This is a genomic window from Dactylosporangium sp. NPDC000244 (genome assembly GCF_040300725.1).
Lineage (GTDB): Bacteria > Actinomycetota > Actinomycetes > Mycobacteriales > Micromonosporaceae > Dactylosporangium.
In genome coordinates this window covers 1-19715 of sequence record NZ_JBEPEH010000046.1, presented here as the reverse complement: position 1 = coordinate 19715, position 19715 = coordinate 1, and the positions used below count along the sequence as shown (strand labels likewise).

Here is a 19715-nt window from a genome sequence, read left to right as displayed (position 1 = left end):
ATCAGGAACTGCTCGGCGAACGGCCTGAGAAAACTCGCGGTAGGCCTGGATGCCGACGAGTCGCCCGGCCGGGGCGTCGAGCACGACGTCGTCCGCGATGTAGGCCATCGCCGCCGCCAGGTCCTTGCCGGCCCACGCGCGGTGGTGGGCCACGGCGATCTGCAATGCTGAACTGGTCATGATCTCTCCTTCGGTGTGGTGCCTGTACCGACACCGAAGACCCGAGAAACGGAACTGCTGTGACTCAGGTCACGTTCGAGGAGCTGGTGGCGGCGTACCGGCGCGAGTTGCTGGTGCACTGCTACCGCCTCCTGGGCTCGCTGACCGACGCCGAGGACGTGCTGCAGGAGGTGCTGCTGGCGGCCTGGCGCGGCCTGGACGGATTCGAGGGCCGCGCGTCGCCGCGGTCCTGGCTCTACCGGATCGCCACCAATCGCTGCCTCAACGCGCTGCGCGATCGCGGCCGGCGGATCCCGCTCGAGCCCCGGCCGCCGTTCCAGCCTCCCGAGCCCAGCCGCCGCAGTGAGGTGACCTGGCTGCAGCCGTACCCGGACGCACTGCTGCCCGACACCGATCCCGGTCCCGAGGCGCGCTACACCGGCCGGGAGGCGATCGAGCTGGCGTTCATCGCCGCGCTGCAGCGGCTCACGCCCCGGCAGGCCGCCGTGCTGGTGCTCTGCGACGTGCTCGGGTACCCGCTCGGTGAGGTCGCACCGATGCTGGACACCACACCGACCGCAATCAAAGGCCTGCTCCAACGGGCCCGCGGCGCGATCGAACGCCACCGCGACCCCGTCCGCGCGGCGCCACCCGCGCCCGGGTCGGCACAAGAACGCCAGATCGTCAGCCGCTTCGCCGAGGCCTTCACCGGCGGCGATATCGACACCCTGGTCAGTCTGCTCACCGACGAGGCGTGGCTGGCCATGCCGCCCGCCCCGCACGAATACCACGGCCCGGCGGCGATCGCCGCGTTCCTGCGGACCAGTGCCGCCTGGCGCGCCGGTCAAGGGCTCCAGATCCGGCTGCGCCCTACTCGCATGAACGGACAGCCCGCGTTCGCCTCGCAATTCCTCGGTACCGCGTTCGAGCGACCCGGCGGGCTCATGGTGCTCACGCCGACCGGCGACCGCCTACACGCGATGACCCTGTTCCTCCACGACATCTAGCCGCTGCGGCTGCGTCCTGGCCGGCAGGTGGATCGCTCCCGATCGGCCCGGTCGTCGGCATCCTCACCGTGGTCCTGCTCTGCACCGGCGCGCCGTTCAAGATGCGGTGGGCGGCCAGCCGCAGCGCGTTCGCCGCCATGGTGGCCGGACACCCGATTCCGCCCTCGGGCAGCGAGTGGGAAGACCTCGCCGTGCCGCACCGGCTGGGCCTCTACACCATCACGAGAGCCGGCTGGGTGCCCGGCGGCGCGATCTTCTTCGAGGCTCAAGGCGACGTCTTCTACGACGCCGGCTTCGCCTATCTGCCCGGCGGGCCGACCAGGGACGTCGAGACCGCCATGTTCGAGTCGGCCAACTTCCACCACCTCGGCGGCTGGTACCGCTGGGCCGGCACCTCAAAGCGGAACGCCTGTCGGCCGGCTCCGGCGATCTGTTGCGTCGGCACCACCGGACCTGAGTCCCGGGCGGCCTCGCACGGTGCCCTCGACCGTGGAAGGACGGCCTGGTAGCACCCCGCACCGGTTGCCGGCTCGCAGCGACGTTGGTCGCGGTACCGTCCGCGTGACGTGGGCACCGGGCGCATCGACGGTGCGGGGTGGAGGCGATGGCGTGTTCGCGTGGGTGCACTACACCGACATGGTGGTCGCGTTGCTGCAGCTGCCCGCTGCGGTGGTGGCGTGGTGGGCCGGGACCGGCCCGCAGGCCGCCGCGGCGCGGCCGTCGCGCACGTCGGCGGTGGCGTTCGTGCTGTTGCTCGGCGGGGCGGTGCTGCGGCTGGTCGCCGGGGTCCTGCTGCTGCCCTGGGGATGGGAGTTCGCCGGGCCCCGTCTGGTGTTCGTGGTGCCGGCCCTGGTGGTGGCGGCCGCGGTGTACCTGGTGTGGTTACGCCCGGCCCGCAAGCCGCCGGGCGAGGCGGCGGCACGGTATCGCGCGGCCGCGGTGGCCGGCGCGATCGGTGTCGTTCTCGTCGCGGCCGTGGCGCTGCTGGCCGGTGCGGGCACCGCCGTTGTGGCCGGCCTTGCGGTCCTCGGGGTGTCGGCGCTGGGACGGGCGTACCGGGGGCTCCGGCGCGATCAGGCACCCGCGCGGGCCGGACGGTGGCGCGGAGCGGCGCGGGCAGCCGGTGGTGTGGCGGTGGTCGGCGCGGTGGCGGTGGGCCTGTCCGTGGCGAGTGTGCTGCCGGCGCGCAGCAGCATGACCGGCGGTGCCGTGGACACCGGCGGCGGACGTGCGGCGGGCATCAGCACCATGGCGGGATCAGCGTGACCGGCCTGACCGGCACAGACGCCACAGGTGCCGCGAATGGTGTAGCGGGGGTGACCCAGGACGCGGTCGCGCCGGGGGCCAGTTTCGTGCGAACACGCCGCCAACGGCATGATCCTGCACCTCGGCTACACCGGAGTCACCAGCCCGTTCCGCACCGGGTCAGGCACCGTCAACCACCCGGAATGACCATGGGCGTCACACCGTTGCCCCGTGAACGCCGGGTAAAGGACGCAGCGGTCTCGACCACCCGTGCTTGCCGCGGTAGAAGCCGACGAGCCGGCAGACGAGGTAGATGGTGAAGGAGATGGTGGTGACGTACGGGCTGATCGGGATGGTGCTGCCGAGGGCGAGCAGGATGCCCCCGACCATCGAGCCGACCGCGAAGACGACGCTGAGCAGCGTGACGAGCAGCGGCGAGGCGGTGACGCGCATGGCCGCGGCCGCCGGGGTGCACACGATGCTGAGCACCAGCAGCGCGCCGACGATCTGGACGGACATCGCCACGGTGAGGCCGAGCAGCAGCATGAAGGCCGTCGACAGGGCGGCGACCGGGACACCCCGGGCGGCCGCGAGCTCGGGGTCGGTGCTGGCGAAGCTCAGCGGGCGCCAGATCAGGGCCAGGCCGAGCAGGACGATCGCCGAGGTCGCGATCAGCCACGACAGCTGCGGCGTGTCGACCGCCACGATCTGCCCCGTCAGGAGGCCGAACTTGTTCGCGGACCGTCCTTTGTAGAGGGCGAGGAACAGCACGCCGAGGCCGAGGCCGAACGGCATCAGCACGCCGATGATCGAGTTGCGGTCCCGGGCCCGGGTGCCCAGCGCGCCGATGACCACGGCGGCCAGGATCGAGCCGAACAGAGAGCCCGCCACGACGTTCACGCCGAGCAGCAGCGCCCCCGACGCGCCGGCGAAGGACAGTTCGCTGATGCTGTGCACGGCGAAGGGCAGGTCGCGCTTCATGACGAAGGTGCTGATCAGGCCGCCGACCACGCCGAGGATCGCGCCGGCGATGAGCGAGTTGTGCACGAGGGCCAGCAGCTGCGGGTAGTCGGCGAAGTTGAAGATCTGGTCCCAGACCCCCGAGCCGGTCATGCGATGCTCGGGGCGTGATGGGCGTCCGACGCGGTTTCGGGCAGGCCCGCCACGATGATCCGTCCTCCGGTGTGCAGCACTTCGATGGGCATGCCGTACAGCTCGCTCAGGGTGGCGGAGTTGAGCACCTGGTCGACGGAGCCGATCCGGAACTGCCCGCCGGCCAGGTAGAGCACCCGGTCGACGTACGGCAGGACCGGGTTGATCTCGTGGGTGACGAAGACGACCGCGGTGTCGCTGCCGCGGCGCCGGCTGTCCACGAGGGCGGTGACGGTGCGCTGGCTGCGCATGTCGAGCGAGAGCAGCGGCTCGTCGCACAGCAGCAGCTTCGGGTCGGCGACGAGGGCCTGGGCGATGCGCACGCGCTGCTGCTCGCCGCCGGAGAGCAGGCCGATCGGCATGTCCGCGAACCGGGTCGCGCCGACCGCGGCCAGGACCTCGTCGATGCGCCGGCGACGGCCGGGGCTCGGCCATCCGGTGCCCCACCGGTGGCCGTCGAGCCCCTGGCCGACGACGTCGCGGACGCGCAACGGCACCAGCGGGTCGATGTGCCGCTGCTGCGGCACGTATCCGACGTCGTCGCGGCGCTGCCGGGGCGGGTGGCCGGCGACCAGCAGCGTCCCGCAGTCCAGTGGCTGCAGGCCGAGGACGGCGCGCAGGAAGCTGGTCTTGCCGGAGCCGTTCGCGCCGAGGACGGCCACGAACTCGCCCGCCTCGACCCGCAGGTTCAGCCCGCTCCAGAGGGTGCGCCGCCCGTAGCGCAGCGCCGCGTCGCGCAGTTCCAGTGCCGTGCGGGTGGTCATGTGAGGGCGGTCCCGATCGCGGTCAGGTTGCCGTCCATCCAGGTCAGGTAGTCCTTGCCGGCGGGCAGGGTCTCGGTCACCGGCACGACGGCGACGTTGGCCGCCTTGGCCGCGTTGAGCACCTTCTCCGTCTCCGGGCCCGTGGTCTGCTCGTTGTAGGCGAGCAGCGCGACGTCCTTGTGCGCGAAGAGGTCGATCGTCTCCTGCAGGACGCTCGCCGGTACGTCGGTGCCTTCCTCGATCGCCTCGCTGAACTCCTCCGGCGTCTTGTTGACCAGGCCGCACGCCTCGAGCAGGTACAGCGGCACCGGCTCGGTGACGGCCACCCCGGCGCCGGTGTGGGCGGCCTTGATCGCCGCCTCGCGGGCCTGCAGCTGCTGGACCTTCTGCTTGAACGTGGCGGCGTTGGCGGTGTAGGTCGCCGCGCCCGCCGGGTCGGCCTCGCCCAGCGCGGCCGCGAGCTGGTCGGCGAGCTTCTGCACGGTCGGGAAGTCGTACCAGACGTGCTCGTTGAGCTCCCCGCCGCCCTCGGCCTTCCGGCCCGAGATGTCGACGACGTTGAGCACCTTCGGGGAGCCGCCCGCGGACTTCAGCATGGTGTCGACGAAGTCGTCGTAGCCGCCGCCGTTCTCGACGACCACCTTGGCCTTCGACAGCTCCAGCTGCGTGCGGGTGTTCGCCTCGTACGAGTGCGGGTCGGCGTCCGGGTTGCTGATGATCGACGTGATCGATGCCCGGTCACCGGCGATCTGCTTGACGATGTCGCCGTAGACATTCGTCGACGCGACGACCGAGACCGCCGCCCCGCCGGCGGAGCCGGACGGCGCCGCGGCCGGCTCCCCCGACGAGGACGAACCGCACGCGGTCAGGAACATCGCCAGCGACAAGACGCCGGCTCCCCATCTCACACCTCGACGTGCCACGACGCTATGCCCACCTTCTGCAGCAATTCGTAATGAAATTCGTTTCCAAGAAGACCTTAGGCGATGGACACCGGCGCGATCAAGCCCGCGAATCCATTGCTATAAGCGCATACCTGCATGTCGGAGGCGCTGGTTGCCGTTCCGCGGTTCGGCTTGACTCCGGAAATGGAAACCGATACCAACAAGGGGTGAAAGCCGCATTCGTCGGCAAGGGTGGCAGTGGCAAGACCACCCTCGCCGCATTGTTCTGTCGTTTCCTCGCGGTCAGCGCTCCGGACGAAGACGCCCCGCGCGTGCTGGCCCTCGACGCCGATATCAACCAGCACCTGGCCGTCGCGCTCGGTGCCGACCCGGACGAGGCGGCGCTGCTGCCCGCGCTCGGGGACCGTCTGGGCGAGATCAAGGAGTACCTGCGCGGCGACAACCCGCGCATCCCGTCCGCCGCGGCGATGCTCAAGACCACGCCGCCCGGGCCCGGCTCGCGGATCGTCGGCGTGGCCGAGGCGAATCCGTTGTACGAACGGCTCGTGCGGCCGATCAACGGGGTGCGCCTCGCCGTCACCGGCCCGTTCGCCGCCGACGACCTCGGCGTCGCCTGCTACCACTCGAAGGTCGGCGCGGTGGAGCTGCTGCTCAACCACATGGCCGACGGGCCCGGCGAGTACGCCGTCGTCGACATGACCGCCGGCGCCGACTCGTTCGCGTCGGGCTTGTTCACCCGCTTCGATCTCACCTTCCTCGTGTGCGAGCCGACCGTGCGCAGCGTCGGGGTCTATCGGCAGTACGTCGGCTACGCCCGCGACCACGGCGTGCGCGTCGTCGTGGTCGGCAACAAGGTGGACGACGCCGAGGACGTGGAGTTCCTGCGGGCCGAGGCCGGCGACGACCTGCTGTGCTGGTTCGGCCGATCCGGCTTCGTCAAGGCCGCCGAGCGGGGCCGGCACCTCCCGATCGACGAGCTCGAGCCGGCCAACGCGCACGCCCTCGCCGAGCTCAAGGCCGCGCTCGACGCATCGACGAAGGACTGGATCCGGTACGCCGAGCAGGCCGCCGAGTTCCACACCCGCAACGCGCTCGCGTGGGGCAACGACCGCGCCGGCACCGACCTGACCGACCAGATCGCGCCCGGCTTCACCCTGGCACCGGCGACCGTCGCCGCGCGCTGAGAACCGAGGAGGAGCACATGTCGCTCAACGTCCCCACCGCCCTGCTGGAACGCGCCGAGGCCGGCCCGGTCGACGACGCCGAGTTCGTCGCGTGCGTGCGGGAGTCGCTCCCGTACGCCTGGACGGTCATCAGCGGTGTCGTCGCCGATCTGCACACCGAGGGAGGCGACTTCGCCGACCACAGCGTCCCGCCGCCGAGCGAGACCGAGCGCGGCCAGCTCCTGCGCGCCCTGGCCAGCGACGCCATCCGGGGCGGCCTCGAGCGGCACTTCGGCGTGACCCTGGCCTTCCAGAACTGCCACCGCGTCGCGGCGTTCACGCCGTCGGCGGTCGGCGGCGATCGCTACCGCGCGTTCGTCTCGCCGCGCGGGCAGCTGCTCAACCAGTCGCCGGAACTGCGTGACTGCTGAACCGCACCGCGGCGCCGGGCCGGCCGACTCCGGCCCGGCGCCGCGGATCGACCTGTTCCTGCTCGCCGGCCTGTTCCCGGGCCGCACCCACGCCGACGCGCTCGGCGCCGCCGTCGACTACGCGATGGCGGCCGAGCGGGCCGGATTCGACGGCGTCTGGCTGGCCGAGCACCACTTCAGCGCCTACGGGACGTGCCCGTCGGCGGTGACCCTCGCCGGGCATCTGCTCGGGCGCACGGCCCGGCTGCGCGTCGGCACCGCGGCGGCCATCCTGCCCACCCGGCACCCGGTCGCCCTGGCCGAGGAGACCGCCCTGCTCGACGCGGTCTCCGGCGGCCGCTTCGACCTCGGCGTCGCCCGCGGCGGCCCGTGGGTGGACCTGGAGGTCTTCGGCACCGGCCTGGACCGCTACGGCCACGACGGGTTCGCCGCCGCGCTCGACCTGCTCCTGGCCGGTCTCTCCGGCGCCGCCACCATCACCGGCGACGGGGACCGGTTCCCGTTCCGCGAGGTCCCGATGGTCCCGATCGCCGCGCGCCGGCCACCGGTGTGGGTGGCGGCCACCGGGCCCTCGACCGTCGAACTGGCCGCGGCCCGGGGCCTGCCGCTCCTGCTCGGCATGCACGACGCCGACAACACCAAAACCGGGATGCTGCATCGGTACTGCGCACACAGCGCCGGGGCTCCCCCGCCCGGCCACGCCTCGACGCACCTGGCCCTCGTCGCCGACACCGTCGAGGAGGCCGAGACGGTGCTGCGCCGCACGATGCCCGGCTGGCTCGCCACCGCCGGCGGATCGCCGCGCCTCGACGGGACCGCACCGCCGCGCCGCGATCTCGCCGCCTACCTGGAACACCTGCTCGCGATCCACCCGGTCGGGCCGCCGGAACGGTGCGTGCGACGGCTGGCCGCGACGATCGGCGCCACCGGGGTGCGGCGGCTGCTGCTCATGGTCGAGGGGGCCGGCGAGCCCGCCCGGACCCTCGCCAACATCGAGCGGCTCGGCCGCGAGGTCCTGCCGCCGCTGCGCCGCCTTCACTGATCCCGCTCCGCGACATATGCTGGGATTGCCATGAGTGACATCATCAGCGGCGCGACCCGCAACACCCGGCAACGCTTCGAGGTCCTCGCCCTGCTGGACGAGATCGCGGACTTCCGCACGCCGCAGCAGCTGCACGCACTGCTGCGCGAGCGCGGCGCCCAGGTCGGCCTGACCACGGTCTACCGCACGCTGCAGCTGCTGCAGGACGCCGGCGAGGTCGACGCGACCCGGCTGCCGGGCGGCGAGCAGCTGTTCCGCCGCTGCGGCGCCAGCCACCACCATCACCTCGTCTGCCGCTCCTGCAACGCCACCGTCGAGGTCCGCGGCCCGGCCGTGGAGCGCTGGACCGAACGCATCGCGGCCGAGCACGGCTTCACCGAGATCGGGCACACCCTGGAGATCTTCGGCACCTGCTCACGCTGCAGCCGCTGACCGGCGCGTCGAGGCGAGCATCACCAGCGCCACGCCGACGGCCAGCATGGACAGTCCGCCGTAGAGCGGTCCCCGCAGCGACACGCCGGTGGTCGGCAACCGGCCGCCGGAACCGCACCCGGTCGTGGTGGTCTTCTTCGGCAGCAGGGCCCTGGGGTCCGTGTTGCCGACCGCGAACGTGACCACCTGCGTGGCGCTCGACTGCTTGCCGGACGCCAGCGTCGCGCTCTGGGTGAAGGTGAGCCGGTAGGCGCCGGCCGCGGTGAACACCCAGTTGCCGTGGGCGTGGGTGCCCAGCGGGACGGCGTAGCTGTCCGGCAGGCCGTCCTTGCTGTTGAAGATGACCTTCGGCTGGCCGAACGAGTCGTACTCGAAGACGGACAGGGCGCCGGGGCCGTTCACGCCAGTGAGCTTCCAGGTGACCGGGCCGGTGACCTGGGCGGTGGTGATCTCCTCGGTGTTCCAGCCGGCCCACAGCACGCCCTGCTGCTGGGTCTGCGGGATCTGCCAGATCGGGGTGTTCGCCGGGCCGATGAAGTCGAACGGTCCGCTGGGCACCTTCGCGGCGGCCTGGTCGGTCAGGTGGAACACGACGTCCGCGGGGCTGCGCCAGACCGTCGAGCCGGCCTTCGTGCCGTCCTTGATCTGCGACACCAGCTCCCCGTTGACGACACGGGCGGCGTAGTCGACGTGGCCCTGGTCGAGCACGACCCCGCCGGTGGTGGTGCTCGTCGTCGGAACGCAGGTCGTGCGGGTCGGGGCCGGGGTGCCGGCGCCGGTCGTGGTCGTGGGGACCGCGGTCGTCGTGTCCTCGGTCGGCGGCGGCGTGGTGCCGGTCGGGCTCGTCGACGGCGAGCGGGTCGCGCTCGGCGACGCGGATGTGCTCGGCGACGCGGATGTGCTCGGCGACGCGGATGTGCTCGGCGACGGGCCGGAGCCGGGGGCGATCGTGAGCGGCCGGGCCGGTGTCGTCGCCGGGGCGTAGTGGTTGTCGAACCGCGGGATGAACCGGGCCGTCAGCGTGTGGTCGCCCGCGGCGAGGGCGGAGGTGACGAGGGTCGCGGTGCCGTCGACGACGTCGGCGGTGCCGAGCGGCGTGGTGCCGTCGAGGAACTCCGCCCAGCCGTTCGCGGCCGGCGGGGTGACCTGCGTGGTGAGCGTCAGCGGGTCACCGGCCCGGGCGGCGTCCGGGGCGGCGGTGAGGGCCGCCGTGGTGGTGATCGGGACCAGGTCGGTCGCGGCGACGCCGCCGACGTACCAGGTGTAGTCGACCGGGCCGGAGTGCACCTTGTCGCCGCCGGGGGTGGTGGCGGTGGCCTCGAAGGTCAGGGTGTACCAGCCCAGGGCGGTGAACGACCAGTTCGTGTGCACGTGGACGCCGGTCTGCAGCGTCTTGGTGGTGTACGCGGGATCGGCCGCCGAGAAGATCCGGGCCGGGGTGCCGTCCGGGTTGAACGAGAACACCTCGAGGGTGCCCGGCCCGCTGACGCCCCGCAGGTGCAGGTCGACCGTGTCCCCCGCGAACGTGCCGGGCGCGATCGACTCGGTGTCGAAGCCCGGCCAGATCACGGCCGGGTTCTGCGTCTCCGGGGCCAGCCACACCGGGGTGCCGGGCGGGCCGAGGAAGGCGTAGGCGGGGTCGTCGGGCACCTGGGCCTGCGTGTCCGGGGTGTCGCGGAGCTGGAACACGATCCGGGCCGGGTCCTCGTACTCGAACGGCTCGTAGCCGACGCGGGTCTGCAGCCGCATCTGCCCGTCGTTCCACCGCACGTCCAGCGCGTCGGTGTGCACGTCGTTGAGCACCCGGCGCTGCCCGCTGACCGGCGGGCCGGCCGCGGCCGCGGGCGTCGTGAGGGCCCACAGGCCGGCGAACACCAGGGCGGCCACGGTGGCGCCGGCGGCGATGACCCGGCGTGGCATGGGATGGCGCAGCAGCGCGCGTCGCATCAGGAACCTCATTTCTTGCATCAGTCGGTGGTGTGCGGCCGTGGTGCCCGGCGCCGGGCGAGGAGGCCGCGGCGAGGTGCGAGGAACCATGCCGTCAGGAAGGCCGCGGTGAGGACGAGCACGATGGTGCCGCCGGTGGGCAGGTCCCAGGACCAGGAGACGTACAGGCCGGCGAGCGCGCAGCCGGCGCCGACGGCGGGGGCGATGGCCATCATGCGGCCGAGCCGGTCGGTCAGCAGCCGGGCGGTGGCCGCCGGGGTGACCAGCAGCGCCAGGACGAGGATGTTGCCGATGGTCTGGACGCTGATGACGACGGCCAGCGTGACGATGACGTAGAGGACGAGGTCGAGCCAGAACACGCGCACGCCCATCGCGCGGGCACTCTCCCGGTCCAGGGAGATCGTGACGAACTCCTTGTGGAACAGCAACAGCACGGCCAGGACGGCGGTCCCGGTGCCCGCCACGACGTACAGGTCGGAGGTGGGGATGCCGGTGATCGAGCCGAACAGGAACTGCTGCAGGGAGCCGGCGTAGCCCGGTGCCTGGGAGATGATGACGATGCCCACCGCGAACGCCGCGACGAACAGCACGCCGATGAGCGTGTCCTCGCGCAGGCGCCGGTTCTGGGCGAAGACCGCGACCAGGATCGCCGTGAGGATGCCGGCGATCGAGCCGCCGAGGACCAGGTTGCCGGAGACGACGAAGGCCACGGCCAGGCCGGGGAAGACCGCGTGGGAGACTGCGTCGCCGATGAACGCCATGCCGCGCAGCACGACGTAGCAGCCCACCACGCCGCAGACGACCGAGGACATGACGGCGACGGCCAGCGCCTTGGGCAGGAACGCCAGGTCCGGGTTGAGCAGATCGGTGAGGAACTCGACGGGGTTCACTCGCTCAGACCGCCTTCAGGATGCGCAGCAGCGCACTGTTCCCGGAGACGTCGAAGGTGCGCATCCACGCCGCCGGGTCGGCCGCCAGCACCGCCGGGGTTCCGGTGGCGACGACGGTACGGTTGAGCAGGGCGACGCGGTCGCAGGTATACAGCGCCCCGGCCAGGTCATGGGTGGTCATGAGCACGGAACGGCCCTCCCGGGCCAGGTCGGTGAACAGCTCGGCGAGCAGTTCCTGGGTCGGCATGTCGAGCCCGGTGAAGGGCTCGTCGAGGAGCAGGACCGCCGGCCGCAGGGCGAGGGCCCGGGCGACCAGGATCCGCTGGCGCTGGCCGCCGGAGAGCTGTTCGATCGGCCGGTCGGCCAGGTCCGTCAGCCGGACCCGGTCCAGCGCGTCGGCGACGGCCCGCCAGGCGGACTCGCCCGGGCGGCGCAGCAGGCCGAGGCGGCCGGTCAGCCCGGTCATGACGGCATCGGCGACCGAGATCGGAAACTGCCACGCGAATTCGTGCCGCTGGGGCACGTACCCGATCCGGGCCCGTCCGGCCCGCACGTCCGCGCCGTCGAGCGTCACCCGCCCGGCGGCCGGCCGGACGAGGCCGAGCACCGTGCGCAGCAGCGTCGTCTTCCCGGCCCCGTTCGGGCCGAGCAGGCCGACCAGCTCGCCGCGCGCCACGCTCAGGTCGACGGCCGTCAGGACCCGGCGGCCGCTCAGGTCGACGTCCAGGCCGGCCACGGCCAGACCCGCGCTCATCGGCCGGCTCCGGTTCGGGCGGCGAAGACCCGGCGCCGGGCGCGCCGGGCCCGGGCCGCGACCGCGACGCCGGCGACCAGGACGACGGCGATGACGACGGCGATGACGACGAACGGCCACGGGCTCGGCGCCGCTTCGGACGTGCCCGGCAGCGGGGCCGGTGCGGCGGGGCCCGCCGATCCGGACCAGGTCGCGGCGAGCGCGTCGGCGGCCGGCGTCGCGGTCCCCACGGCGAAGCGGATCAACTGGGTGTCGCTCACTGTGGTGCCGTCGCGGAGCTGGGCCTTGACCTCCAGCCGCAGCAGGTACGCGCCGGGCCTGGTGAACACCCAGTTCGCGTGCGTGTGCGTGTTCACGTCGACCCACACCGGCTGCGGCTCGGCCCTGCGCGAGTCCCACAGGACCTGCGGCTTGCCGAAGTCGCCCGAGTGCAGGTAGACGGTGACGACGCCGGGCCCCTGCACGCCGGTCAGCGACAGCGTGACGCCGCGGTCGACGCGCTGCATCACCTGCGGGTCCTGGGTGTTCCAGCCGACCCAGACGACGTCGGGGTTCTGCGTCTGCGGGACGACCCACACCGGCGTCGCGGGCTCGGCGCCGATGAAGGCGTAGGCGGGGTCGGCGGGGACCGGCAGTCTCGCCACGTCGGCCACCTGCAGCACGGTCTCGTCGGGGTGGCGCCACACGCTGGCCGCGCCGGGGTCGGCCTTGCGGGCGTCGTCGTGGATGAGGAACCGCCAGCGCCCGTTGTCGAACCGTGGTCCCATGTCGACGTGGCCGGTCCGCAGGACCCGTTCGCCGTGCACGATCTGCTGGTCCGGATCGAGGCTCTGGCTCAGCTGCGGATCGTCCGAGGGGCTCGCCCAGGCCGCGGGCGGGCTGACGCCCACCGCCAGGGCCGCGGCGAGCACGGCGACGATCGTGCGGTACCGATGCTGCATCGTCTTTTCCAAGTGTCGGGGGCTCATGAGCCCAGGCAGGTCAGCAGTGAGTCGGCGTTGAACCGCATCATCTGCACGTAGGTCCGCACGGGGCCCGCGAAGGTGTCGCCGTAGATCGGGCACACCCGGACGCCCTGTTCCGCGGCGACCTGGGTGAGCGTGGACGAGCGGGCCCTGAGGTTCGGCTCGAGGAAGACCGCCCGCACCCGCAGCTGCCGGATGGTCTCGGTGAGCTTGCGGCGGTCGGCCAGCGACGGCTCGGCGGACGGGTTGGGCGTGACGAACCCGGCCACCGTGACGCCGTAGGCGGCGGCGAGGTAGCCGAAGGCGTCGTGGGTGGTGACGAGGTACCGGTTCGCCTTCGGAATGGCCGCGATGGTCCGGCGCACGTAGTCGTCGGTGGCCTGCAGCTCGGCCAGGTACCGCTCGGCGTTGGCCCGGTAGGCGGGCGCTCCGGCGGGGTCACGGCCGATGAGGGTGTCGCGGATGAGTTTCACGTAGGCGATGCCGTTGCGGACGTTCTGCCACAGGTGCGGGTCGATCTCGCCGTGGACGTGCTTGCCGAGCACGGCCTGCGGCAGCTGGTACACCGGCGTCCCGGGCCGGCCCAGGAAGCGGAACTGCGGGCCGGGCGGGACCTCGGCGAGCGCCTTGCCCGGCACGTCGACGACGACCTGGTCGGCGGTGTACCACCGCTGCGCCTGCTCCCCGCCGCCGGTCGGGTCGTGGAGCACCCCGAGCCGGCCCGTGTCCACGTCCACGGTCAGGTCGGCGTGGCCCGCGTCCAGGACTGTCGCACCAGGGACGCCGGCGCCCGCCGGATTGACGCCGACCGCGAACGTGTAGGTGGCCTCCCCCAGCGGCACGGCCGGGCCGGTGTCCGCGACCCGAAGGCTCGCCTGGAGCGTGAGCCGGTAGACGCCCGGTCTCGTGAACGCCCACGACAGGTGGGTGTGCGCGTCCGCGGGCAGGGTCGCGGTGTCGTCGCGGAGGCCGTCGGAGGAGAGGCCGTCGGAGGAGTCGAAGTACACGTCGGTGTCGCCGAAGGTCCCGGTGAGGTAGGCGTAGAGCCGGCCGGGGCCGCTGAGCGCGGTCGCGGTGACGAGCACGTCGGAGGCCCGGGTCGCGCCGAGCCCGGCACCGTCGCCGCGGACCCGCAGGCCGAGCCAGACGGTGTCGAGGTTGGCGTGCTCGACCAGCGGGATGAGCTCCGCGGCGTACTTCACCGACTCCTCGGCGAGCGACACGCTGGTCGCGCCGGGGCGCAGGTCGGCGTCGAGGGTCTTGATGACGTTGTGCTCCTCCAGCAGCGCGTAGTTGCTGAAGGCGACGTCGGCGTAGACGACGTTGCGGGCGTCGCGCAGGGTCGGCTCGTAGGTGTGCGGGTCACCGCCGTCGGGCACGAGCGACACGACGTCGGCCCGGTCGCCGCCGACCTGCCGGACCAGGTCGCGCAGCAGCCCGGTCGTGGTCACCACCCGCAGCCGGTCGCTGTGCGCCCGCAGGACCGGCTTGCCCGCGCAGCCGGCCAGCAGCGTGACGACGACGGCGAGCACCGCCGCGCGGCGGACGCGGGCCCGCCGCCCGGCGGTGCGCATCAGCCGACCTGGAAGGTGTAGGCGACGTTGCCGGAGGTGGCGCCGGCGCCGTTCTGGGCCGTGGCCTTGAACGTGATCGTGTAGGTGCCGGCCTGGGAGAACGCCCAGTTGCCGTGGCCGTGCACGGCGGCGCCGATGCCGCCCGGCCACACCGGCACGCCGCAGCCGGCCGCGGTGTTGCTGTTGAGCCGGAACGTCGGCACCACGGACAGGCCGCTCGTCGCCGTCGTGTACAGCGTGAACCGGCCACCGGCCGGGCTGGACACGACGCTGACGAGCTCGAGCTTGACCGGGCCCTGCGCGGCGGCGACGTCGCCGGTGTCCCAGCCCGCGTAGAGCTTGTTGGCGTCATACGCCTGCGGTGCCACGTACATGGTCGATCCGGCCGGGCCGAGGCACGACCACGCCGCGCCCGACGGCACCGTCGTCGTCCACGACGGCAGCACCCGCAGGACGGTGGCGGCCGGGTCCAGGTCGTCGGTCACCGGGCTGAGCGGCGCGTTGGTCTTGATGTTCAGCGACAGCGCGCCGCTCTCGTAGTCGACGTCGAGGACGTCGACGTGGCCGGTGGTGATCGTCGCGGCGGAGGCGGGTCCGGCCGCCAGCGTCACCGCCGCCAGGGCGCCGACGGTCGCGGCGGTGAGCAGAGCGAGGATTCTCATCGGGGTCCCCTACTTCTTCTTGACGCAGAAGGTGATCCACACGGCGGGCGACGTCACGGTCGCGCCGGTGGCGGCGAGCTTGGCGGTCGCGTCGACCTTGATGCGGTACGTGCCGTCGCGCTCGAACGCCCAGTTGCTGTGCACGTGGGCGCCGGCGAGCAGGGTGACGTTGTCGGGCAGGCCGTCCTCGCTGTCGACCAGCTTGTTCGGCGAGCCGTCCGGGCCGAACGTGAACAGGCTGACGCCGTCGGGGCCGACGACCTGCTTGAAGCGGATCGTCACCGCGTCGTTGCGGAACACGCCCGGCTCGATGTCCTCAGTGGACAGACCCGGCCAGAGCAGGCGCTCGTCCTGGGTCTCCGGCAGCAGGTACACCGTCGAGCCCGGCGAGCCCAGGAAGCCGAACGCAGGGTCGCTCGGCACCTGCGTCGCGGACTCCTTCTTCGCCACCAGCACCACGCGCGCCGGGTCGAGCTCGGCGCCGGGCTCGGTGCGCTCGTCGTGGATCACGATCTGCAGGTGGCCGTCCTCGTAGCCGACATCGACCGCGTCGACGTGGCCCTCCGAGATGACCGTCACCGGCGACGCCTGCGCCGGCGCGGCCACGGCGACCGCCGCTATCGTCGCGGCCGTTGCGAATGCCGCCATCCGCAACCCTGATCGCGTACGCATACACAAGCTCCCATCCTCAGCAGCACCACGCGGCGCTAGTTGAAGATGGTATTCATGTTCAATAAGACGTCAAGGCGTCGATACGTGATATCTCCATACCTTCATGCGTTCCGGCCGCGGTGCCCTCGACGCCGGACGCGGGCCACGGCGGGAGTCATCGAAAGAGCAGGCGGTCCATGGCGTCCATGAGCCAGTCGGCGTAGTCGGTCAGCGCCCATCCCCGGCCGAGCAGGAACGCGTCCGCCACCTGCGGGCCGAGGGCCGCCCAGTAGATGTCCGTGGCCCGCTCGACCGTCAGCCCCGGCCGCAGCAGGTGCGAGCAGGACTCGATGATGGCTCCCGCGTCGCGATGACGGCGGCGCTCGTACTCCTCCCACGCCGCGGCGATCTCGGGATCACCGGGCGCCGCTTCGCGGAACGAGCGCAGGATCGGCCCGGCCGCCGGCAGCCAGTCCAGCGTGATCCCGCGCAGCAGGCGGAGCTTCTCGTCCTTGTCGCGCGCGTTCAGCATCTGCTGGAACCGGTCCTGCGTGAGCAGCGGCACGTCGTCGCCGCCGCCGGCGATGCTCCGGTCGACCGCGGCGAGCAGCAGCGCGGCCTTGCCGCCGTGCGCGAAGACGGTCTGCGCCGAGACACCCGCGTGCGCCGCGATGGCCTTCATCGTCGTCTCGGCGTATCCGAGCCGGGTGAAGCACTCCGCGGCGGCGGCGATCACGGCGTTTCGCGTCCGCTCGGCCTGCTGCGCACGGATCTTCGACTGGTATGTCCGCTTTCCTTCGACCACTTATTGACTTTATCAGAAGTCAATTCATAGTATCCTGACTCAAGCGAAAGGAGAGATCATGACCGCCGTGATCCGCCCGGACGGCGCCCTCGACGTCGAGCAGCTCGTCCTTCCCCGCCAGACGGCCGCACCCGCCGGTCCCGTCGACCCGGCGGGCATGTACCTGATGCACCACGCGTTCCGGCGCGACCTCGCGCTCTTCACCGCGGCCGCGGCCGCCACCCCGGCCGGGGACCAGGCGTGCTGGAAGCGGCTCCAGCGCCGGTGGGCACTGTTCTCGGGCGTGCTGCACAAGCACCACCACGGCGAGGACTCCGGGCTCTGGCCGCTGCTGCTGGAGCGCACGGCCGGTGGCGAGGACGCCGCCGTGCTGCACGCGATGGCCGCCGAGCACGAGCACATCGATCCGCTGCTGCGGGCCTGCGGCGCCGGGTTCTCCGGGCTGGCCGCCGGGACCGCCGGCGCCGCCGACACGCGCGAGGCGCTCGCCGGGCACGTCACCGAGCTGCGCGACCGGCTCGAGGCCCACCTCGCCCACGAGGAGCGTGACGCGATGGCGCTCGTCCAGGCCTACCTCACACAGCACGACTGGGAGCGGCTCGACAAGGAGCACTTCACGCCGGACTACAGCCCGCGCGAGGTTCCCGCGGCGCTCGCCTGGGTGATGTACGGCCTCCCGCCGCGCGCCGTGCGCCGGATCCCCGGCGGTCCCGTCCTGCGCGCCGTCGGAGGGCTCCTCGTCCGGCGGTTCGCCCGCGCCGAACGCCGCACCTTCCGCTACGTCGCACCGGAGGCCGGCGCATGAGCACGGACACCCGCACCGGCCGCCGGGACCGCATGTTCACCCGGGTGAGCAGGAACGTGGCCCGGATGCACATCGCCCTGTTCCGCCGCACCAACGGCCGCATCGGGCACCGCTTCCGCGGCTGTGACGTGCTGCTGCTGACGGCCCGCGGGCGGCGCTCGGGTCAGCTCTTCACCGTGCCGATGCTGTACCTGCGCGACGGCACGGACTACATCGTGGCCGCGTCCAACGGCGGCATCGACCGGGAACCGCAGTGGTGGCTGAATCTGCTCGCCGACCCGGACGCCGTGGTCGAGACCCGCGGCGAGCGGCTCAGGGTGACCGCGTCGGAGGTGCGGGACGAGCAGCGCAGCGCCCTGTGGGCGCGGCTCGTCGCGTCCCTCGCCGCGTACGAGGGCTATCAGGCCAAGGTACGCCGCCGGATCGCCGTCGTCCGGCTGCGCCCGCACGCGGCGGACGCCATGTGACGGAGCCTCGGGGACGGTCAGGCGGCGGAGGTTTGCACCAGGGTGCGGATCTGGCGGAGCAGCACCGAGATGGCGGCCAGGTCGCCCGGGGACTCGCCGAACTCGCCGATCGCGTTGCGGGTGCGGGCAATCGACGTGGCGTTGCGCTGCTCCCACTCGTGGACCCGGCCCACGGCGTCGTCGTCCGGCGCCGTCTCGTTGAGCACCTCCGCCGTCAGGGCGGCCAGCGCGGCGTAGAGGTCGTAGCGCAGCGCCATGCGGGCCAGCGTCTGCCAGCGGTCCTCGCGGGGCAGGTCGGCGATCCGCGACAGCAGGTCGTAGATGCGGAAGCGCTCCGACAGCACGTAGCAGACCCTGGCGACCTCGCTGACCTCCCGGCCGGTCTGCGAGGCGACCTCGACGATGTCGAGGAGACCGAAGCCGTACGTGATCCGGGTTGTCGCGTCCGCGATCTCCGCCGGCAGGCCCAGCCCGCGCAGCGTGGCGGTGTTGGCCTGTAGCGCCTCGCGCTCCTGCCCGCGGAACAGCGTCTCCAGTTGCGGCAGCAGCCGGGCGATGCCGGGCTTCAGCCGCGCGATCTCGGCGGGCACGTCGATCGGGAGCCGCCGGCTGGTGACCAGCCAGCGGACCGCCCGGTCGAGCAGGCGCCGGATGCCCAGGTAGACCTCCGTCTGCGCCTCCGTCGGGACCTGGTTGTCGAGGGACTCGACGGCGCGGCGCAGCTCGCCCAGGCCGTACACCTCCTGGATCACCACGAATGCCCGGAGGATGTCCGCGGCGCCGGTCCCGGTCTCCTCGGTGGCACGGTGGAAGAACGACGTGCCGCCCCGGTTCACGGCCTCGTTGACGACCGCGGTGGTGACGATCTCGCGGCGCAGCGGGTGCTCGGCCATCGCCTCGGCGAACCGCTCGCGCAGCGGGGTCGGGAAGTACTCGACCAGCACGTCGTGGGTCCACTCCTCGTCCGGCAGGTCGGAGTCGAGGATCTCGCGCTCGAGCACGATCTTCACGTAGGAGAGCAGCACCGCGAACTCGGGTGAGGTCAGGCCGATTCCCGCCTCGGCACGCGCGTCGAGCTCCTCGTCGGTGGGCAGGCCCTCCAGCGCGCGGTCGAGCAGGCCGCGGCGCTCCAGGTCGGCGATGAGCCGCTTGTGGACCGGCAGCAGCAGGCGCGCCTGCGCGCGGGAGTTGCCCAGGGTCCTGGCCTGCTCGTAGTTGTCGCGCAGGACCAGCTCGCCGACCTCGTCGGTCGTCTCGGCCAGGAGCGGGTCGCGGTCCTTCGGGTCGAGCGCGCCGTCGAGGACCGCGCGGTCGAGCAGGATCTTGATGTTGACCTCGTGGTCGGAGCAGTCGACGCCGGCCGAGTTGTCGATGAAGTCCGTCGCGATGCGGCCGCCGTTGAGCGCGTACTCGATGCGCCCCCGCTGGGTCAGGCCCAGGTTGCCGCCCTCGCCGACGACCTTCGCGCGCAGCTCCCGGCCGTTGACCCGCACGTAGTCGTTGGCCTTGTCACCGACGTCGGCGTGGGACTCCCCGGTCGCCTTGACGTAGGTGCCGATGCCGCCGTTCCAGAGCAGGTCGACGGGGGCCGACAGGATCGCGTGGATCAGCTCGTTGGGCGCGAGTGCGATGACCGACGCCGGGATCCCCAGCGCGGCCCTCGCCTCCGCCGTGATCGGGATCGACTTCGCCGCCCGCGGGTAGACACCGCCGCCGGCCGAGATCAGCGACTTGTCGTAGTCGTCCCAGGAGGACCGGGGCAGCGCGAAGAGCCGGGCCCGCTCCCCGAACGACGTCGCCGCGTCCGGGGACGGGTCGATGAAGATGTGCCGGTGGTCGAACGCCGCCACGAGCCGGATGAACGGCGAGAGCAGCATCCCGTTGCCGAACACATC

Annotated in this window: 21 protein-coding genes and 1 pseudogene; 9 read left to right on the top strand and 13 right to left on the bottom strand. The window is 72.4% G+C overall.

Features of this window, described 5'->3' with window-relative positions:
- Nucleotides 1–36: 36 nt before the first annotated feature.
- A pseudogene (locus ABT369_RS46925) lies at nt 37–108 on the bottom strand (nuclear transport factor 2 family protein); the annotation flags it as partial.
- Nucleotides 109–239: 131 nt separating this feature from the next.
- Between ABT369_RS46925 and ABT369_RS46920 the strand changes: the two are divergent.
- From ABT369_RS46920 to ABT369_RS46910, 3 genes are all read left to right on the top strand, one after another.
- Nucleotides 240–1166, top strand: coding sequence for an RNA polymerase subunit sigma-70 (locus tag ABT369_RS46920; protein WP_350623216.1), 927 nt, complete (start codon nt 240–242; stop codon nt 1164–1166).
- 68 nt (nt 1167–1234) lie between these two features.
- Nucleotides 1235–1675 (top strand): hypothetical protein, encoded by a 441-nt coding sequence (locus ABT369_RS46915; protein WP_350623214.1) that lies wholly within the window; start codon nt 1235–1237, stop codon nt 1673–1675.
- A gap of 100 nt (nt 1676–1775) precedes the next feature.
- Nucleotides 1776–2432, top strand: coding sequence for a hypothetical protein (locus ABT369_RS46910; RefSeq protein ID WP_350623212.1), 657 nt, complete (start codon nt 1776–1778; stop codon nt 2430–2432).
- A 195-nt stretch (nt 2433–2627) separates the two neighbouring features.
- On the opposite strand, the gene ABT369_RS46905 is transcribed toward ABT369_RS46910, so the two are convergent.
- From ABT369_RS46905 to ABT369_RS46895, 3 genes are read right to left on the bottom strand one after another with little or no spacing between them, the layout of a single operon-like run.
- Nucleotides 2628–3524, bottom strand: a complete 897-nt coding sequence (locus ABT369_RS46905; RefSeq protein WP_350623210.1) for a metal ABC transporter permease — start codon at nt 3522–3524, stop codon at nt 2628–2630.
- Complete coding sequence (locus ABT369_RS46900) at nt 3521–4327, bottom strand: metal ABC transporter ATP-binding protein (RefSeq protein WP_350623208.1); 807 nt, start codon at nt 4325–4327, stop codon at nt 3521–3523. Before ABT369_RS46900 ends, ABT369_RS46905 begins: the two co-directional genes overlap by 4 nt.
- Entirely contained in the window at nt 4324–5214 is an 891-nt protein-coding gene (locus ABT369_RS46895; RefSeq protein WP_350623206.1) for a metal ABC transporter solute-binding protein, Zn/Mn family, read from the bottom strand. The genes ABT369_RS46900 and ABT369_RS46895 overlap by 4 nt, the downstream gene beginning before the upstream one ends.
- Before the next feature lie 224 nt (nt 5215–5438).
- Between ABT369_RS46895 and ABT369_RS46890 the strand changes: the two genes are divergently transcribed.
- Genes ABT369_RS46890 through ABT369_RS46875 form a run of 4 tightly spaced genes read left to right on the top strand, consistent with a single transcriptional unit; the run spans nt 5439 to nt 8300 of the window.
- Entirely contained in the window at nt 5439–6416 is a 978-nt protein-coding gene (locus ABT369_RS46890; RefSeq protein WP_350623204.1) for an ATP-binding protein, read from the top strand.
- 17 nt (nt 6417–6433) lie between these two features.
- Complete coding sequence (locus ABT369_RS46885; RefSeq protein ID WP_350623202.1) at nt 6434–6826, top strand: SCO5389 family protein; 393 nt, start codon at nt 6434–6436, stop codon at nt 6824–6826.
- Complete coding sequence (locus tag ABT369_RS46880; protein ID WP_350623200.1) at nt 6816–7868, top strand: LLM class flavin-dependent oxidoreductase; 1053 nt, start codon at nt 6816–6818, stop codon at nt 7866–7868. The genes ABT369_RS46885 and ABT369_RS46880 overlap by 11 nt, the downstream gene beginning before the upstream one ends.
- Before the next feature lie 30 nt (nt 7869–7898).
- Complete coding sequence (locus ABT369_RS46875; protein WP_350623198.1) at nt 7899–8300, top strand: Fur family transcriptional regulator; 402 nt, start codon at nt 7899–7901, stop codon at nt 8298–8300.
- Here ABT369_RS46875 and ABT369_RS46870 read toward each other — a convergent pair.
- The 8 genes from ABT369_RS46870 to ABT369_RS46835 all read right to left on the bottom strand — a co-directional run bounded on the left by ABT369_RS46870 (nt 8283) and on the right by ABT369_RS46835 (nt 16548).
- On the bottom strand, nt 8283–10247 hold the full coding sequence (locus ABT369_RS46870) for a TIGR03773 family transporter-associated surface protein (RefSeq protein ID WP_350623197.1): 1965 nt from the start codon (nt 10245–10247) through the stop codon (nt 8283–8285). The genes ABT369_RS46875 and ABT369_RS46870 overlap by 18 nt on opposite strands.
- Before the next feature lie 20 nt (nt 10248–10267).
- The gene (locus ABT369_RS46865; RefSeq protein ID WP_350623195.1) at nt 10268–11137 is read right to left on the bottom strand and encodes an anchored repeat-type ABC transporter permease subunit; all 870 of its coding nucleotides are present in this window, start codon (nt 11135–11137) and stop codon (nt 10268–10270) included.
- A gap of 4 nt (nt 11138–11141) precedes the next feature.
- Nucleotides 11142–11891 (bottom strand): anchored repeat-type ABC transporter ATP-binding subunit, encoded by a 750-nt coding sequence (locus tag ABT369_RS46860; RefSeq protein WP_350623193.1) that lies wholly within the window; start codon nt 11889–11891, stop codon nt 11142–11144.
- Entirely contained in the window at nt 11888–12832 is a 945-nt protein-coding gene (locus ABT369_RS46855; protein ID WP_350623191.1) for a choice-of-anchor M domain-containing protein, read from the bottom strand. The genes ABT369_RS46860 and ABT369_RS46855 overlap by 4 nt, the downstream gene beginning before the upstream one ends.
- A gap of 23 nt (nt 12833–12855) precedes the next feature.
- Nucleotides 12856–14430 (bottom strand): anchored repeat ABC transporter, substrate-binding protein, encoded by a 1575-nt coding sequence (locus ABT369_RS46850; RefSeq protein WP_350623189.1) that lies wholly within the window; start codon nt 14428–14430, stop codon nt 12856–12858.
- On the bottom strand, nt 14430–15092 hold the full coding sequence (locus ABT369_RS46845) for a choice-of-anchor M domain-containing protein (RefSeq protein ID WP_350623187.1): 663 nt from the start codon (nt 15090–15092) through the stop codon (nt 14430–14432). Before ABT369_RS46845 ends, ABT369_RS46850 begins: the two co-directional genes overlap by 1 nt.
- 9 nt (nt 15093–15101) lie before the next feature.
- Nucleotides 15102–15740, bottom strand: a complete 639-nt coding sequence (locus ABT369_RS46840; RefSeq protein ID WP_350623185.1) for a choice-of-anchor M domain-containing protein — start codon at nt 15738–15740, stop codon at nt 15102–15104.
- Nucleotides 15741–15918: 178 nt separating this feature from the next.
- A complete protein-coding gene (locus ABT369_RS46835) occupies nt 15919–16548 on the bottom strand; it encodes a TetR/AcrR family transcriptional regulator (RefSeq protein WP_350623183.1) in 630 nt (209 codons plus the stop codon).
- 58 nt (nt 16549–16606) lie between these two features.
- Between ABT369_RS46835 and ABT369_RS46830 the strand changes: the two genes are divergently transcribed.
- Both ABT369_RS46830 and ABT369_RS46825 read left to right on the top strand, forming a co-directional pair.
- Nucleotides 16607–17353: a hemerythrin domain-containing protein gene (locus ABT369_RS46830; RefSeq protein WP_350623181.1), complete on the top strand. Its 747-nt coding sequence runs from the start codon at nt 16607–16609 to the stop codon at nt 17351–17353.
- The gene (locus ABT369_RS46825) at nt 17350–17820 is read left to right on the top strand and encodes a nitroreductase family deazaflavin-dependent oxidoreductase (RefSeq protein WP_350623179.1); all 471 of its coding nucleotides are present in this window, start codon (nt 17350–17352) and stop codon (nt 17818–17820) included. The genes ABT369_RS46830 and ABT369_RS46825 overlap by 4 nt, the downstream gene beginning before the upstream one ends.
- Before the next feature lie 17 nt (nt 17821–17837).
- Here the strand turns inward: ABT369_RS46825 and ABT369_RS46820 are convergent.
- A partial coding sequence (locus tag ABT369_RS46820) for an NAD-glutamate dehydrogenase domain-containing protein (RefSeq protein WP_350623177.1) occupies nt 17838–19715 on the bottom strand: 1878 nt, incomplete at its 5' end.

Bases quoted from the DNA above. Each gene is read 5' to 3' on its own strand.
- ABT369_RS46830 (WP_350623181.1), top strand. From the start codon at position 16,607: ATGACCGCCGTGATCCGCCCGGACGGCGCCCTCGACGTCGAGCAGCTC.
- ABT369_RS46850 (WP_350623189.1), bottom strand. From the start codon at position 14,430: ATGCGCACCGCCGGGCGGCGGGCCCGCGTCCGCCGCGCGGCGGTGCTC.
- ABT369_RS46825 (WP_350623179.1), top strand. From the start codon at position 17,350: ATGAGCACGGACACCCGCACCGGCCGCCGGGACCGCATGTTCACCCGG.
- ABT369_RS46840 (WP_350623185.1), bottom strand. From the start codon at position 15,740: ATGGCGGCATTCGCAACGGCCGCGACGATAGCGGCGGTCGCCGTGGCC.
- ABT369_RS46855 (WP_350623191.1), bottom strand. From the start codon at position 12,832: ATGCAGCATCGGTACCGCACGATCGTCGCCGTGCTCGCCGCGGCCCTG.
- ABT369_RS46900 (WP_350623208.1), bottom strand. From the start codon at position 4,327: ATGACCACCCGCACGGCACTGGAACTGCGCGACGCGGCGCTGCGCTAC.
- ABT369_RS46875 (WP_350623198.1), top strand. From the start codon at position 7,899: ATGAGTGACATCATCAGCGGCGCGACCCGCAACACCCGGCAACGCTTC.
- ABT369_RS46905 (WP_350623210.1), bottom strand. From the start codon at position 3,524: ATGACCGGCTCGGGGGTCTGGGACCAGATCTTCAACTTCGCCGACTAC.
- ABT369_RS46885 (WP_350623202.1), top strand. From the start codon at position 6,434: ATGTCGCTCAACGTCCCCACCGCCCTGCTGGAACGCGCCGAGGCCGGC.
- ABT369_RS46845 (WP_350623187.1), bottom strand. From the start codon at position 15,092: ATGAGAATCCTCGCTCTGCTCACCGCCGCGACCGTCGGCGCCCTGGCG.
- ABT369_RS46860 (WP_350623193.1), bottom strand. From the start codon at position 11,891: ATGAGCGCGGGTCTGGCCGTGGCCGGCCTGGACGTCGACCTGAGCGGC.
- ABT369_RS46870 (WP_350623197.1), bottom strand. From the start codon at position 10,247: ATGCGACGCGCGCTGCTGCGCCATCCCATGCCACGCCGGGTCATCGCC.